16 protein-coding genes are annotated in these 14,874 nt (G+C 69.5%); 5 read left to right on the top strand and 11 right to left on the bottom strand.

Annotated elements, in window-relative coordinates; translation table 11 throughout:
* Positions 1–75: 75 nt before the first annotated feature.
* On the bottom strand, positions 76–966 hold the full coding sequence (locus ACZ6O0_RS29125) for an alpha/beta hydrolase (RefSeq protein WP_465768178.1): 891 nt from the start codon (positions 964–966) through the stop codon (positions 76–78).
* An 87-nt stretch (positions 967–1,053) separates the two neighbouring features.
* On the opposite strand from ACZ6O0_RS29125, the gene ACZ6O0_RS29130 reads away from it, so the two are divergent.
* Entirely contained in the window at positions 1,054–1,539 is a 486-nt protein-coding gene (locus ACZ6O0_RS29130) for a MarR family winged helix-turn-helix transcriptional regulator (RefSeq protein ID WP_465768179.1), read from the top strand.
* A gap of 55 nt (positions 1,540–1,594) precedes the next feature.
* On the opposite strand, the gene ACZ6O0_RS29135 is transcribed toward ACZ6O0_RS29130, so the two are convergent.
* The 5 genes from ACZ6O0_RS29135 to ACZ6O0_RS29155 all read right to left on the bottom strand — a co-directional run bounded on the left by ACZ6O0_RS29135 (position 1,595) and on the right by ACZ6O0_RS29155 (position 4,779).
* Positions 1,595–2,422 carry a chitosanase gene (locus ACZ6O0_RS29135; protein WP_465768180.1) on the bottom strand — a complete coding sequence of 276 codons (828 nt, stop codon included), beginning with the start codon at positions 2,420–2,422 and terminating at the stop codon, positions 1,595–1,597.
* Positions 2,423–2,521: 99 nt separating this feature from the next.
* Positions 2,522–3,394 (bottom strand): diacylglycerol/lipid kinase family protein, encoded by an 873-nt coding sequence (locus tag ACZ6O0_RS29140; RefSeq protein WP_465768181.1) that lies wholly within the window; start codon positions 3,392–3,394, stop codon positions 2,522–2,524.
* Complete coding sequence (gene tatC / locus ACZ6O0_RS29145) at positions 3,394–4,149, bottom strand: twin-arginine translocase subunit TatC (protein ID WP_465768182.1); 756 nt, start codon at positions 4,147–4,149, stop codon at positions 3,394–3,396. Before tatC ends, ACZ6O0_RS29140 begins: the two co-directional genes overlap by 1 nt.
* A gap of 85 nt (positions 4,150–4,234) precedes the next feature.
* Positions 4,235–4,528, bottom strand: coding sequence for a twin-arginine translocase TatA/TatE family subunit (locus ACZ6O0_RS29150; RefSeq protein ID WP_465768183.1), 294 nt, complete (start codon positions 4,526–4,528; stop codon positions 4,235–4,237).
* Positions 4,529–4,587: 59 nt separating this feature from the next.
* A complete protein-coding gene (locus ACZ6O0_RS29155) occupies positions 4,588–4,779 on the bottom strand; it encodes a hypothetical protein (protein WP_465768184.1) in 192 nt (63 codons plus the stop codon).
* A gap of 154 nt (positions 4,780–4,933) precedes the next feature.
* Between ACZ6O0_RS29155 and ACZ6O0_RS29160 the strand changes: the two genes are divergently transcribed.
* Entirely contained in the window at positions 4,934–6,124 is a 1,191-nt protein-coding gene (locus ACZ6O0_RS29160) for a winged helix DNA-binding domain-containing protein (protein WP_465768185.1), read from the top strand.
* 29 nt (positions 6,125–6,153) lie between these two features.
* On the opposite strand, the gene ACZ6O0_RS29165 is transcribed toward ACZ6O0_RS29160, so the two are convergent.
* On the bottom strand, positions 6,154–7,125 hold the full coding sequence (locus ACZ6O0_RS29165; protein WP_465768186.1) for a helix-turn-helix transcriptional regulator: 972 nt from the start codon (positions 7,123–7,125) through the stop codon (positions 6,154–6,156).
* Positions 7,122–8,081: a helix-turn-helix transcriptional regulator gene (locus ACZ6O0_RS29170; RefSeq protein ID WP_465768187.1), complete on the bottom strand. Its 960-nt coding sequence runs from the start codon at positions 8,079–8,081 to the stop codon at positions 7,122–7,124. The genes ACZ6O0_RS29165 and ACZ6O0_RS29170 overlap by 4 nt, the downstream gene beginning before the upstream one ends.
* Before the next feature lie 87 nt (positions 8,082–8,168).
* On the opposite strand from ACZ6O0_RS29170, the gene ACZ6O0_RS29175 reads away from it, so the two are divergent.
* The 3 genes from ACZ6O0_RS29175 (at position 8,169) to ACZ6O0_RS29185 (ending at position 10,787) form a co-directional block, all read left to right on the top strand.
* On the top strand, positions 8,169–9,242 hold the full coding sequence (locus tag ACZ6O0_RS29175; protein WP_465768188.1) for a DUF3866 family protein: 1,074 nt from the start codon (positions 8,169–8,171) through the stop codon (positions 9,240–9,242).
* Positions 9,239–10,231, top strand: a complete 993-nt coding sequence (locus tag ACZ6O0_RS29180) for a hypothetical protein (RefSeq protein ID WP_465768189.1) — start codon at positions 9,239–9,241, stop codon at positions 10,229–10,231. Before ACZ6O0_RS29175 ends, ACZ6O0_RS29180 begins: the two co-directional genes overlap by 4 nt.
* A 76-nt stretch (positions 10,232–10,307) precedes the next feature.
* Positions 10,308–10,787 carry a hypothetical protein gene (locus tag ACZ6O0_RS29185; RefSeq protein WP_465768190.1) on the top strand — a complete coding sequence of 160 codons (480 nt, stop codon included), beginning with the start codon at positions 10,308–10,310 and terminating at the stop codon, positions 10,785–10,787.
* Between the two features lie 79 nt (positions 10,788–10,866).
* Here ACZ6O0_RS29185 and ACZ6O0_RS29190 read toward each other — a convergent pair whose 3' ends face one another.
* The 3 genes from ACZ6O0_RS29190 to pafA all read right to left on the bottom strand — a co-directional run bounded on the left by ACZ6O0_RS29190 (position 10,867) and on the right by pafA (position 14,820).
* Positions 10,867–11,838, bottom strand: a complete 972-nt coding sequence (locus tag ACZ6O0_RS29190; RefSeq protein ID WP_465768191.1) for an FKBP-type peptidyl-prolyl cis-trans isomerase — start codon at positions 11,836–11,838, stop codon at positions 10,867–10,869.
* A gap of 144 nt (positions 11,839–11,982) precedes the next feature.
* Positions 11,983–13,278, bottom strand: coding sequence for a GNAT family N-acetyltransferase (locus ACZ6O0_RS29195; RefSeq protein ID WP_465768192.1), 1,296 nt, complete (start codon positions 13,276–13,278; stop codon positions 11,983–11,985).
* A 180-nt stretch (positions 13,279–13,458) separates the two neighbouring features.
* Positions 13,459–14,820, bottom strand: a complete 1,362-nt coding sequence (gene pafA, locus ACZ6O0_RS29200) for a Pup--protein ligase (RefSeq protein ID WP_360368367.1) — start codon at positions 14,818–14,820, stop codon at positions 13,459–13,461.
* Between the last annotated feature and the right edge of the window lie 54 nt (positions 14,821–14,874).

Here is a 14,874-nt window from a genome sequence, read left to right on the forward strand (position 1 = left end):
CGCTCCGGGCGCGGATGAGACACGACATGCGCTGTGCTTGATGGTGACCTCGCTCCGCTCGCTCACTGCCCCAGGCTATGCGACGCCACCCCCAAAGCCACGCTGGGTCAGCCACTGGGCAGCCCGGGTGAGCGCCGCGTCGGCCTCATCCATCAGGCCGACGTTGTACTGATAGACGTGCGGCGCGCCCGCGACGACGTCCAGGCTGACGTCGACCTCGTGCTCCGCGGCCCGGGCCGCAAGCCGGAGCGAGTCGTCCAGCAGGACCTCCGCCGTACCGACCTGGAGCAGCAGCGGCGGCAGTCCGGTCAGGTCCGCGAGCAGCGGGCTCGCCAACTCGTCCTTCGGGTCGTGGCCGGCGAGGTAGTGGTCGACGTACGCCTCCATGTGCGCCCGGCTGAACAGCGGGTCGAAGTCACCGCGGGTGTCCATGCTGGCTCCAGAGAGCGTGAGGTCGGCCCAGGGTGAGAAAACGACGGCCGCGGCCGGCAACGGCAAGCCCTCCCGGCGCGCCGCCAGCATCACGGCGATCGCGAGCCCACCGCCCGCGGAGTCGCCCGCGAGAAGGATCTCGCCGCCCTCCTCGAGGAGTTCCTTGTACGCCGCCAACGCGTCGTCGACCGCCGCCGGGAACGCGGCCTCCGGCGCCAGGCGATAGTCGAGTGACACCGCCGGCAGGCCGGTCCGACGGGCCAGCGGAGCGGCGAGGTCGGCCCCGGTGCGCGCCGACCCGATCACGTATCCCCCGCCGTGCAGGTACAGGATCACGCCGTGCCCGTCGGCCCCGGCGACCTTCACGTCCAGCGCCGGCACGCCACCCAGCGTGCGCGGCGCGAGCGTCACGTCGTCACCGAGCGGGATGGCCCCGAACACCGCGTCGAAGTCCTCGCGCTGCTGGGCCGGCGACCGGGACAGATCGCCCTTGGAGATCATGCCGCGCGCCGTGGCTCGTTGGTCCTGACTCATGGTCCGCCTCCTGATAGATTCCAAGGAATATAGTTCCCCACAACTACATTCCGAGGAATCCAATTCCGCGATCGTCAGGATCTACCTGTGACTGATCTCACATCACTGTTCACGGACCTGGTCCGGCTGGAGACCCGGCTCTACAACGTGCTCGACACCCGGCTGAAGGCGGAGCACGAGCTCCCGCTCGGCCAGTTCGAGTTCCTCCGCGTGATCGCGGCGCGCGGGACCGCGCGGGTCTACGACCTGGCCCACGACATCGCGATCACGGTCGGCGCCACCAGCAAGGCCGTCGACCGCCTCGAGTCCGCCGGCCGCGTCCGCCGTACGGCGAACCCGCACGACCGGCGCTCCTCGCTGGTGGAACTGACGCCGGAGGGCGAGCGCGTGCTCGCCGCCGCGACCCCGACGGTCGAGGCCGAGCTCACCACCTGGATCGGCTCGGTTCTCCCGGCTGGCAACCTCGAACAACTCGCCACGATGCTCTCGATGCTGCGCCGGCGCGCCGAGGCGGACCACCGCACCGACCGCGCCGACCCGGCGGCCACACAGCCTGAGTCACCCCGGGCGTGACACAGCCGGGCTCCCTTCCCTGGTGGTCGATGGGAGCCCGGCTGCGAGTCCGGGATCAGCCGATGTGGTACGGGTCGCCGTACACCTTCCAGTCGAGCGGCGTGTTCAGGTCGAAGTTGCCGTTGCGGAGGAAGACGCGCTGAGCGGTGTCGACCCGGCTGGTGTCGCCGTGCGCCTCCTCTTGCTTCATAGCCCAGACACGCGCGTCAAGGAAGGCGTTGAGGTAGGTCGTCTCGTTGCCGCCCTGCGACGGCGGCTTGGCCTTCTTCAGCGCGCGGCTGCGGATCCCGCCGAAGCTGGTGGCGTCGTTGCCGGGTCCGTGCATGACGATCGCGTCGTAGTAGCAGAACTGGCCGAGGGTCCGGATGCCGTCGGACTTGCCCTGCGAGACCGCCGGGTTGAAGTAGACGCGGTCGCGCTCGTCGTTCTGGCACTGCTGGAAGACGGTGTCCTTGGCGGCGGTCTTCCAGTCCTTGGTGTAGTTCGGGTCCAGGCCGGAGTGCGAGTCGCTGCCGTTCACCCGGCGCAGGGCCGGCAGGTACTTCTGCAGCACGTTGTTCGGCTTGCGGTCGGCGTACAGCTCGACCAGCTCGAGCATGTCACCGGTGCCCGAGCAGAAGCCGATGATGCCGGCGGTGTAGCCGCGGCCGTCGTCGATGTCCTCGATGTACTTGTACTGCGCCTTCCAGTCCAGCGACGAGTTCTCCGCGCTGCAGACGATCTTCATCGCGATCTCCTTCTTCGCGGGATCGTCGAGACCGACCGCCTGGACCGCGGCATCGGCGTGCGGTGCGTAGCGGGAGGCGGCGAGGCCGGCTGCCGGGGCCGCCGCGAGGGACAGTCCGAGTAACAGCGTGGTCCGGCGGGTGGGGCGGTTCTGCATGGCTCCTCCGAGGGGCGTCCGAGGGCGAACTGTTAGGAAGCTTTCCTATCAGACGGAGGGCAGCGCTGAGAATACCCCGGACGTTAAGGTTTCTCCGGTTCAGGCGAAGACGGTCAGCGCGCCCGGCGCGATGCCGACCTCGACCGGGAGCGGGCCGAGGATCTCGCCGTCGGCGTACGCCGTGATGCCCGGCGACTCGATCCGGACCGAGCGGCCGCGCAGCGCGCGGACCCGCGGATGGCCGACGTGGGTGCCCTTGGACAGCTTGGGGAACAGCTGCAGCAGGGTCAGCCGCGACACCGGCTCGATGATCGTGATGTCGAGCAGGCCGTCGTCGATCTCGGCGCCGGCGCAGATCTGCAGTCCCCCGCCGTACGTCGGCCCGGTGCCGACCGCGACCAGCATGGCCTTGGTCTCGATCACCTCGCCGTCGACGGTGACGACGTACTCCAGGGGTTTGAAGGTGCGCAGCTCGGCCAGCGTCGCGACCGTGTAGCGGGCGTTGCCCTTCGGCCAGCTCATCGCGTTGGCGCGCTTGTTCACCAGGGAGTCGAAGCCGCCGGCCACGACCGTGGTGATGAACTTGCCCTCGGCCGTCGCGAGATCGACGGTCCGGGTCTTGCCGGCCACGATCAGGTCGGCCGCCGCGGCCGGGTCCTTCAGCGGTACGCCGATGCCGCGGGCGAAGTCGTTCCCGGTGCCGGCCGGGATCACGCCGAACGGCATCCCGGACTCGGCCAGCACCTGCGCACCGAGGTGGATCGTGCCGTCCCCGCCGATCAGCGCGACCGCGTCCGCGCCGGACGCGACCACCTCGGCGGAGATCCTGCCGACATCCTCGGCGCACGTGGTGGCATGCACGTCGACCGTCAGCCCGGCGGCCGCGAGCCGCTCCCGCACCAACGGCGCGATCCGGGCCCCAAGGCCCCGGCCGGCGGTGGGATTCACCACCAGCGCAATACGCCTACTCATCAGTCGCTCAGGAGTTCCTCGGTGTGGCGCGCTCGGCGCTTGTCGTTGAACCGCGAGATGACCTCGGCGGCGAAGAACAGCAGGCACATCGGGATCGCCAGCAGGCACATCGTGAACGGGTCACCGGACGGCGTCGCGACCGCGGCGAACACGAAGATCACCAGGATGATGTACGGCCGGAACTTGCTCAGCGCCTTGGCCGGCACCACGCCGACCATGTTCAGCAGCACGACGACCAGCGGTATCAGGAAGGCGACGCCGAACACCAGCATCGTCCGGATGACGAAGTCCAGGTAGGTCGGCAGCTCGATCAGGTTCTGGATGTCGAGCGGCGTGAAGCTGATCAGGATCGCGATGCCCTTCGGCAGCGTCCAGTACGCCACCGCCATACCGGTCGCGAACAGTGGCGCCGCGATTCCGGAGAAGATGTAGGCCCACTTGCGCTCGTTGCGGTGCAGGCCGGGTGCGACGAACGCCCACAGCTGGTACAGCCAGACCGGGCTGGCAAGCACCAGGCCGAACAGCGCCGAGATCTTGATCCGGAACGTCAGCGCGTCGCCGACCCCCGGGAACGTCAGGATCGGCTCCTTGCCCTGCTCCCGGGCCAGGTCACCGACGCTGGTGTGGAAGGGCTGGGTCAGGAACTTGAACGCGTCGTTGTAGAAGATCCAGCCCAGCACCGTGCAGACCACGATCGCGAGGACGCTGATGAGCAGCCGGTTGCGCAGCTCGACAATGTGCTCGCGCAGGGTCATCCGACCCTCGTCGTCTTTCGGGCGTAGTTCTTTCTTGTCCTTACGTCGCCCGAACTTCACCATTGACACAGGCGGGGCGCTCGGCTCAGTTGGCCGTGTGCGTCGGCGGCAGACCGTCGCCCGGCGCCTGGCCGTTCACCTGGTTCGGCTGCTGGGCCGCCTGCGGCTGGGCCTGCGGAGCCTGCTGCGTCGGCGCCTGGGTGGTGCCCTCGGTCAGCTCCGAGTCCTTCTTCTTCGGGCCGACTTCCTCTTCCCAGATCTTCTTCGACTTGCCGAGCTGCTTGACCAGGGCCGGCAGCTTGGCCGATCCGAACAGCAGCACGACGATCGCGAGGATGACGAGCCACTCTGCGCCCTGGGGCATCCCTAGGAGTGCCATGTCGATCTCCCTTTCACAAACATCTACTCGTGGCTCAAGCGTGCGAACGTGGGCCGATACTACGCCGGAGCGTGCTCGTCGCGCTGGGTCGGTCCAGACCCGGCCGCGGACTGGGCGGCGTCCAGCTTGGACTGGGCGGCGACCAACTCACGCGTCAGCGCCTTGCCCTGGCCCCACAGCCGCTTCGCGAGCAGGGCGAGGACCAGAAGCCACACCGCCAGCACCGCGAGGAAGAGCAGGAACCAGTACATACCCAGGAGCCTAGCCGGTCACCGTCCATCGCCCACGCCCCGCGGGGAGTCTCTGCGGACAACGGTGTCGGAACGTGATGGTAAAACCGTGTGTCTGCGGAGTACGACCGCGTGGCGAGGGGTCAGTGGGTATTCGGTGAGCGAGGGGCTGCGGATGTTGCGAATCGGGGTGGACGAGCGGCGGGCGCGGCTCGGGAGGCGGCATCGGCTCGGTTCAGGCTGCGAGGCGGCCGATCCGGTCGCGGCGGCCACGGCGCTGGTCGCGTTGCACGCCACGGATCCGGCCACGGTTCACCTCAGCGTGGCGGCGCGCGTACCAGGGAGTGATGTCGCGGGCACGGAGCGTGCGTTGTACGACGATCGCGCGCTGATCCGGATGCTCGGCATGCGCCGGACGGTGTTCGTCGTACCGACTGCGTTCGCGCCTGTGGTGCAGGCGGCGTGCACGGACGACATCGCGGTCAAACAGCGGAAGCTGCTCGTCAAGCACCTGACCGAGGCCGGTGTGGCGGCTGACGCGGAGGCGTGCGGGAAGTGGCTGCGGGCGGTCGAGGAGTCGACGGCGACCGCGCTGGCGCTGCGTGGATCGGCGACGGCGCAGGAGCTGTCCGCGGACGAGCCGCGGCTGCGGACCCGGCTGAGTATGGCCGAGGGCAAGGCGTACGCCGCTCAGCCGTACGTGACGAGCCGGGTGTTGTTCCAGTTGTCCGCGGACGGCCGGATCGTGCGTGGCCGCCCGCTGGGGACGTGGCTGAGCGGTCAGCACCAGTGGTCGCCGGCAGAGGACTGGCTGCCCGGTGGGCTGAGCCAGAAGCCGACCGCGGAGGAGGCGCGAACGACGCTGGCGCGGGCATGGCTGTCGTCGTTCGGTCCGGGTACGGCGGCGGATCTGCAGTGGTGGGCCGGGTGGACCGGCGGTCAGACGAAGAAGGCACTCACCGCGGTCGAGGCGGTCCCGGTCGACCTGGACGGGCAGGTCGGGTACGTCCTGCCGGGTGACGAGGCGCCGGAGGTCCCGGTCGACCCGTGGGTCGCGTTCCTGCCCGCGCTCGACCCGACACCGATGGGCTGGAAGGAACGCGACTGGTATCTGGGCGCCCACAAAGCCAGGCTCTTCGACACCACCGGCAACATCGGCCCGACCATCTGGGCCGACGGCCGCATCGTCGGCGGCTGGGGCCAGCCCGAGTCCGGCGAGGTCCGCTACCAGCTCCTGGAGGACGTCGGCGCCGAGACCACGGCTCTGATCGAAGCCGAAGCCGACCGCTGGACCACCTGGCTGGCCGGCGTCCGCGTAACCCCCCGCTTCCGCTCTCCTTTGGAGAAGCAACTCAGCCAGAGCTGACCCACTCCCACTGCCCCCGAGGGCGGGGGCTAGTCGTCGTAGGCGGAGAGGGCTTCTCGGGCCGTGGCGGCGATCTGGGTGGTGAGGTCGGGTGGGTCGAGGACCGTGGCGGCGCCGCCGAGGCGGAGGACGAGGCGCTGCAGCCACGCGGTGTCGGCGACGCGGAGCTTGACGATGAGGGAGTTCTCCGGGCCCTCTTCGACGGACTCGTTGGGGTAGTACTCGGCGACCCAGCGAGCCGGCGGTGCCAGCCGGACGGTCGCGAGCAGGTCGCGCTCGGACGGCTGGAACATGCCGTTCGAGAGGTCGCGCGGGGTCGCCTCGGGCGGCGGCTCGCTGGGGAGGTCGAGGAGCTTGACGGCGGCGATCCGGTCCAGCCGGAACAGCCGGACGTCCTCGGCCAGCCGGCACCAGGCCTCGAGATAGGTCCGGCCCTCCGAGACGACCAGGCGCATCGGGTCCACGTCCCGCTCGGTGGTCTCGTCGCGCGACGGGACATCGTATGTGAGGTGCAGGCGGCGCTGACCGGCGAGCGCCCGGTTGACCGTCGCTGCGATCTCCGGATCGGCCGGCTCGACGTGGACGTGCGCCGCCGCGCCCTCGCTCGCCGCGGCCGCCTCCCCCGCGGCGCGTTCCAGCTTGGCGATGGCCCGGTCGACCGCGTCCCGGTCCTGCCCGGCGGTCACCTCGCGCAGCGTGCGCAAGGCGGTCAGCAGGGCGAGCGCCTCGTCCGCGGCCAGCCGCAGCGGGCGGGCCAGGTAGTCGGCGTTGTTGATGTGGATGACGCCGTCGCCCTCGGCCGCCTCGATGTCGATCTCGATCAGATCGCCCATCTGCGCCCCGGGCAGACCGCAGAACCACAGCACCTTCAGGTCCGCGATGATCTGCTTCGGCCGTACGCCGAACTCCGCGGCGACGTCGTCGACCCGGGCACCGTCGTTCTCCCGCAGGTACGGCACCAGCGCGAGGAGCCGCTGCACCTGGTCACGCGCATTGCTCATGAGACCCCAGCCACTGTCCGCAGCCGCCAGAGCACACCGTCCAGCACGTCGCCGGGTCCCTCGACGACCGCATCCGGGCCGTACGACGCGATCTCCTCGGCCAGGACACCGGAGTCGGCGTACGGGACGTGCAACAGGTCCCAGCCCTCTTCGTAGGGCTCGATCGCGTTGGCCCGGCGGCGCAGGCTCACACAGGACCCGGTGCGGGCCCGGACCTTCGCCTCCGATGTCGGCCGGGGCGGGCCCAGCTCGGACACCAGCGAGCGCAGATCGGTCCCTTCCGGCACGACGAACGCGCCCGGGTCGCCTACCGTCTTCACGTCCCCGCCGATCCGCGACAGGCGGAACATCCGGGTGGCCTGACGGTCGCGGTCCCGGCCGACGACGTACCAGCGGCCGTGCCAGGACACGATGCCCCAGGGCTCCAGGGTCCGCGTGGTCGGCTCGGACGCGCCACTGCGCAGGTGCTGGAAGCGCACCACGGTCCGGCTCACCACAGCCGACCAGAGTGGGTCGAAGGCCGGCTCCGACGCGCCCACATGCGGCTCGATCGCGCTCAGCGCGGACTGGTCGGTCTGGATGCCGGCCGCCTTCAGCTTGAGCACTGCCGACGTGGTCGCCTCGGCCAGGCTGGCGTGCTGCCAGACCCGGGCGGCGACGCCCAGGACGGCGGCCTCGTCCGGCTCCAGGTGCACCTCGGGCAGCTCGAACACGTCCCGGCGGATCCGGTAGCCGACCTCGTCGGAGAAGAACTTGTCGATCGTGCCCATCTCGATCGGGATGCCGAGGTCGCGCAGCTCGTCCTTGTCCCGCTCGAACATCTTCTCGAAGGCGTCGTCGGTCTGGCCCGCGTACCCCTCGACGACCTCGCGGATGCGTTCCTTGGTCACGTAGGTGCGCGCGACCAGGAGGCAGATGACCACGTTGAGCAGTCGCTCACTCTTCCGCGCCGACACCCGACCACCTTACGGCCTCGGAGCGTCAAAACCCGCCTTCCCGCACCGATACCTTCGAACACGGGTTCGACCCGCTAATGTCGGCGTGTGATTCGGTGGCGGGACGGTGTGGTGCGTGAGGTCGGGCGGGCCTGGACCGGTGCGATTGAGCTGACTGTGACGGTCGGATCGCAGGCTGTGCGTGCTCTGGCCTATCCGGAGCTCGTCGGTACGCCGGTGGCCGGCGACCGGGTGCTGCTGAACGTCGGTGCGCTCGATCGGGGCCTGGGGACGGGCGGGTACGCGCTGGTCGTCGCCGTACCGGATCGGCTGCCGGCTGACCCGCCGGAGCGCGGTCATCTGGTGAAAGCCCGGTACACGCCGCTGCAGGCGATGGTGATGGGTGCGGACGAGCAGGACTCCCCGGATCACGACGTACTGCGGGATGCGGACGACCTGTTCCGTACGCCGGTGGTCGTGGCGGACCTGCACTCCGCGCTGCCCGCCGTACTGGCCGGGGTCTACGAGGCTCGGCCTACAACCCGGGTTGTGTATGTCATGACCGACGGTGGGGCACTCCCCCTCGCGTTCTCACGCACTGTGGCCTCGCTGCGCGACAGTGGCTGGCTGAGCGGCACGGTGACCGTCGGACAGGCGTACGGCGGGGACCGTGAGGCGGTGACGGTCCACACCGGGCTGTTGACCGCCGTCCACGTGCTGTCGGCAGAGCTCGTCGTACTGACGCAGGGGCCGGGCAATCTGGGCACCGGGACTCGGTGGGGCTTCTCCGGTGTGCAGTCGGGTGAGGCGGTCAACGCGATCGGGACACTCGGCGGCCGGGCGGTCGCGTCGCTGAGGATCTCCGAGGCCGATCCGCGACCGCGGCACCGAGGGATCTCGCACCACAGCCTGACCGCGTACGGGCGGGTCGCGCTGCAGCCGGCGGACGTCGTCGTACCCGATCTGCCGGGTGACTTCGGTGACGCGGTCCGCGACGCCGCCGAGCCGCTCAAGGCACGGCATCGGGTCGTGCGGATCGGCGTGGACGGGCTGTACGAGGCCATGCAGGCCGCGCCGGTGAAGCTGTCGACGATGGGGCGCGATCTGGACGGCGACCGCGCGTACTTCGAGGCCGCGGCCGCCGCGGGCAGACATGCGGCCGGCCTGGTGGATGTGCCGTGATCATCACCGCCGCGAGCTTCCCGACACCGGACCTGATCAAGAAGACGAGCAACCCGGCGCTGTGGGATCAGCAGGGACGGTTCGCCGAGTTCCAGGCCGCGGCCGCCAATCAGGCACTGGAGTGGCTCGGGCCGAAGCTGGACGGCGCGACGACTCCGGCCGAGCGGTCGGCCCTCTTCGTCCAGCTGTACCGGAACCTCGCGGAGTGGCGGTTCCAGCTCGCGCACCACGCGGAGGGCCGGAGCCCGAACTCCGAGCTCGAGCAGTACCGGACGCCGATCGCCGCGACGCAGTCGATGGTCGACAAGTTCGGTCGCGGTATGCGCAGCGAGGGTGGCCGGATCAACACCGAGACCGGCGTGATCACCAGCGGCATCGAGACACCGGCGAGCCGGCTGTCTGCCCGGCTCGCCACGATCATCGAGGCGCGGTTCGCGGCCGAGGCGCCGGACAGCGACGTACTGCAGAACTGGGTCAAGGTGCCCAGTGGCGAGACCATCGCCGGGAACCAGCTGATCCGGGGCGGGCTCGCGGCCTCCGCGTCCGGCTTCGAGCGGCCGATCGACGGGTTCTACGCCACGGTGACGGGCGAGCAGCGCGACCGGCACGCGTTGCAGCGCGAGGCGTTCGGCATCCTCGCCGATCTCGAGGGCGAGCGGGCGGAGGGGCAGACCGATCTGTTCGCCGATCGCTCCAAGCGGCTGGCCTTCGTGGAGGCGCAGTACTTCCTGTACCAGGGACCGGAGTACGAGCGCGGTGGCGATGCGACGATCCGGACCCTGCTGGTGGTGTCGCACGCGCGGGTGTTCGGGGAGGCGCTGCGGTTGCCGCAGGACATCGACGTGATGGCGTACGCCGCGGGCCAGCAGGCGTTCTACGAGCACGTCGGGCGCACGCAGTCGGTTGTGACGGGTGCGTCGGCACCGGTCGCGACGGGGCAGGCGGCGGTACGGGTTCAGGACCGGTCCGTGGGGCTGGAGCGCGGCTGAGCGGTGGGTGTACCTCCACCTGGAGTGTGGTCGCAGGACTCCTGTTTCCGAGGGCTTCTGCGGTGACGCTGGAAGCATGGCAACGATTGCTCGTGCAGAAGCACCACTGACCGCCCGCTGGGCAACCTCCCTGTGGCTCGTCGCCGTGGGCGCGGGAGTCGCGGAGACCGTGGTCCAGGTGATCCAGGCGCATGGGGACGGCGCTTCGATGTCGGCACTGGTGGGACAGATCGCCGTACGTGCGGTGATCTACGGCGCTCTGTTCGTGGTGATCGACCGCTACTTCCGGCGTGGTGTGCGGTGGTCGCGTTATCTGCTGGCCGGGCTGCTGGGCACGGTCGGCGTGGCTTCCCTGGTCTCCGAACCGATCAGCTGGCTGATGCAGAACGGCGACCTGTCCACCATCGACTGGTCCGTCACCTGGGCAACCATCGCCGTCCTTCGCTGGATCCACCTCACCGCAGTGCTGACCGCCCTCGCCCTGACCCTGCACCCCCAGACGGCCCGCTGGTTCACAGCAAAGGGCCGGTCCCCAGGTAGGAGACCGGCCCTTTGATGACTGGCTAAGGCCTTACTGGCCCGTCTGCTTCGGAGCCGGGAAGCAACCACCACCTCCCGGCCGAAGGCCGGTGTTCTTACTGGCCCGTCTGCTTCGGGGCGGGGAAGGCGTTCAGGATGTCGATCACCGCGAAAGCGTTGATCGTCTTGCCGGCCTGGTCCTTCGACGGCGGGAGCTCGACGAGGACGCGGCTGCCGACCGGGACGCCGGCGAGGCCGTCGAGGGCGCCGGTCTGGCCGCTCGGGCCGGGGCCGACCTGGAGCTGGTCGGTCGGGGCGCCGGGCTGCGCGGGGCTCTGCGCGGTGGCCGGCTGACCGTCCCACGTGCTGGCCTGCTTCTTCCCGGCGTAGTCGTAGACGACGTACCGGCCGATCAGCTGGCTGCCCTTCTCGATCGGCTTGCCCTTGCCGAGCGCGAAGACGACCGGCTTGCCCGGCTTCGCCGGCGGCTTGGTGCCGGCCGCGACCGTCACCTTCGGCTCGGCGTTCAGCGGACCACTGACGGAGATCTTGGTCGGCGTCGACGGGGGCACCGGGTTCGCGTCCAGCGGGGTGTCGTTGGCGGCCGCGCCGACCAGGTCGACGACGAAGATCAGCGTGTCGTCACCCTTGATCCCGGCCTGCTCGTTCCCGGTCTCCTTGTAGCCCTTGTCGGACGGGATCGACAGCATCACCCGGCTGCCGATCTTCTTGCCGACCAGGCCCTCGTCCCAGCCGGAGATGACGCCACCGACCCCGATCGGGAACGACGACGGCGCGCCGCGGTCGTAGGAGTTGTCGAAGACCTTGCCGTCGCGCCAGATCTGCCCGAGGTAGTTCGCGGTGAGCAGCTCGCCCTTCTTGACCACCGGCCCGTCGCCCTCCTTGAGGACCTCGGTGACCAGGGTCTTGTCCGGGTCGCCGTCGCGGTGCGTGACGGTCGGCTTCTGGCCGAAGTCCGAGGTCACCTTGATCCCGCCCGCCCCGAACTCGGGCTCCTTCTCGGAACCGCAGGCCACCAGGGACGACCCCAGGGCCGCGACCACGACCAGACTCAACAACTTGCGCACGAAACCAGCACCTCGATACATCCCGGCGCGGTCCGCGCCGATCGACTCAGGGAGTAACAACGCGGCCCACCCTAGCCTGCGTCACCAACCGCGCCATCGCCCGGCCGCGTCACCGTTGGATCACACCACGTACAGTCACCCGCCCTAGAACCCGACAGCGTTGTGCGGCGCACGGTCCTGCCGGAACACCGCATCCATCAGCGACAACGCGCCGGCGGTGTGCTCGGTGATCCGTCCCGCGTGGCCCAGTACAGTCGCACCGACTCCGCCCAGATACAGCGAACCCAGCTCGTTCACGCTCAGACTGAGGTCGGCGGACCCATCACACGGCGTACAGCTCGCTCCGTCGGGCGATGTGTCCAACCGCCACCGCCCGGTGTTCCAGTCGCACAGGTCGTCCGACACATCCAGCACCACCGATCCGCTCGCGGCGTACGTGCGTGCTTCCAAAGCCGCGCGTACGTCGAGCATCCGCAGCCAGAGGTTGTCACGCGTCCGGGTGAGCTTCAGCACCCGTGGATTCGTCAGCATCCACCGCAACGGCTCGTCAACCGGCCGCCGGGCCGCAACCACCCGCTTGGTGAGGTCGAAGTCGAGCAGCAAGCCCCACAGCGCCCGGTAGGCATCGTGGGTGAGCGCTTCAAACGCTTCCACCTGCAGTACGCCGGCGTGCTTAGGATCCGGCGACCATGGCAACCGGAACAGCGCCGCACCATCGACATCGCCGTCAGCGTTGCGGTGCACCAGGTGATGCGCCGGTCCGGAACCGTCCGCGGGCAGTCCGGCCGTGCCGAGCCCGTCCCACTTCCCCGGAAGCGCACTGATCTCCCCCACCCGCACAGCACGCACCTGCTCGTGCAACACCGGCCACACGCTCGCCGCGACCACTCCGTCGACCAGCTCGAGTGATCCGGGGTCACTGAAGTCCGTACGGAACACAGCGTCGGTACGGCGGGCCTCCCACCGGTGCTGGAACGTCGCCGGCGAGAACCCGTACCGCCCGTAGATCGTGCCCTCGCTCGCACTCAGCCCGGCCAGGAACTCACCGCGCTGCCGGCAGTCGTCGAGCATCGCGGTCATGATCTTCCGCAACAACCCTCGCCGCCGGTACGTCGGCAACACCGCGGTGGCCGTGACTCCGCCGAGCGGCATCTGCCGCCCACCGGGAAGCGTGACCTCGACCGACACGATCGCCGAACCGCCGGCGATCTTGCCGTCCACGAAGGCCGCCTGGGGGCGGAACCAGTCGCTCTGCGCCTTCTCGACGGACCGGTCGAGCTGGTCCTCGGTCGCCGGGATCTGCGGGGGCCAGGCGGCACGACCGGCGTACCAGGCCGACGGTTCGGGCTCCTCCTGGGGGAAGCCGTTCACGTACGGCAGGACGCGCAGGTACTCCTTGGTCTCGGCCCGGGTGACCGGCCTGACCTCGATGATCGCCATGTCCCCGTTTCTACGGACTGGCAGTCAGACCGGCACTCCATTTAGCCAGGATCTACATACTCGCGATGAGCTTCTCGACGAACTCGTCGTGGCTCCCCACCACAGCTCTCAAGCTTCTACATGCTCGCGATGAGCTTCTCGACGAACTCGTCGTGGCTCCCCACCACAGCTCTCAAGCTTTTACATGCTCGCGATGAGCTTCTCGACGCGCTCGTCGTGGGACTTGAACGGGTCCTTGCACAGGACGGTCCGCTGGGCCTGGTCGTTGAGCTTCAGGTGGACCCAGTCGACGGTGAAGTCGCGGCGGCGCTCCTGCGCGCGCTTGATGAACTCACCGCGCAGCCGGGCCCGGGTCGTCTGCGGCGGGACCGACTTGGCCTCGAAGACGCGCAGGTCGTCGACCACCCGGGTGACGGCACCCCGGCGCTCGAGCAGGTAGTACAGACCGCGGGGGCGGTGGATGTCGTGGTAGGCCAGGTCGAGCTGCGCGACCCGCGGGCTGGCCAGGCCGAGGTTGTTCTGCTGGCGGTAGCGCTCGATCAGCCGGTACTTGATCACCCAGTCGATCTCGCGCTCGATCCCGGACAGGTCGCCGGACTCGATCGCCTTCAGCGTCCGCTCCCACAGCGACAGCGCCCGCTCGACGGCCGGGGTGCCCAGCTCGCGGCGGTCGACGAAATCGCGCGCCTTGGTCAGATACTCACCCTGGATGTCGAGGGCGCTGGCCTCGCGGCCGTTCGCCAGGCGGACCTCGCGGCGGCCGGTCATGTCGTGGCTGATCTCGCGGATCGCCCGGATCGGGTTGTCCAAGGTCAGGTCGCGCATCACGATGCCGGCCTCGATCATCCGCAGCACCAGGTCGGTGCTGGCCACCTTGAGCAGCATGGTGGTCTCGGACATGTTCGAGTCGCCGACGATCACGTGCAGCCGGCGGAACCGCTCGGCGTCCGCGTGCGGCTCGTCGCGGGTGTTGATGATCGGCCGGGACCGGGTGGTCGCGCTGGACACGCCCTCCCAGATGTGCTCGGCCCGCTGCGACACCGAGTAGACCGCGCCGCGCGGCGTCTGCAGCACCTTGCCGGCGCCGCAGATCAGCTGCCGGGTGACCAGGAACGGGATCAGCACGTCGGCCAGCTTGGCGAAGTCGCCGTGCCGGCTGACCAGGTAGTTCTCGTGGCAGCCGTAGCTGTTGCCGGCCGAGTCGGTGTTGTTCTTGAACAGGTAGACGTCGCCGAAGATGCCCTCGTCGTGCAGCCGCTTCTGCGCGTCGACCAGCAGACCCTCGAGGATCCGCTCACCGGCCTTGTCGTGCGCGATCAGGTCGGTGACCGAGTCGCACTCCCCGGTCGCGTACTCCGGGTGGGAGCCCACGTCGAGGTAGAGCCGGGCCCCGTTGCGGAGGAAGACGTTGCTGCTCCGCCCCCAGGACACGACCCGCCGAAACAGGTACCGCGCCACCTCGTCGGGGGTCAGTCGGCGCTGACCGCGAAACGTACAGGTGACGCCGTACTCGTTCTCCAGACCGAAGATTCGCCGGTTCACATCACCCACACTACGGCGCCGGTCCGACAACCGGGCCATGTCTCAGGCGCGTCC

The organism is Kribbella sp. NPDC048837, from assembly GCF_055586945.1.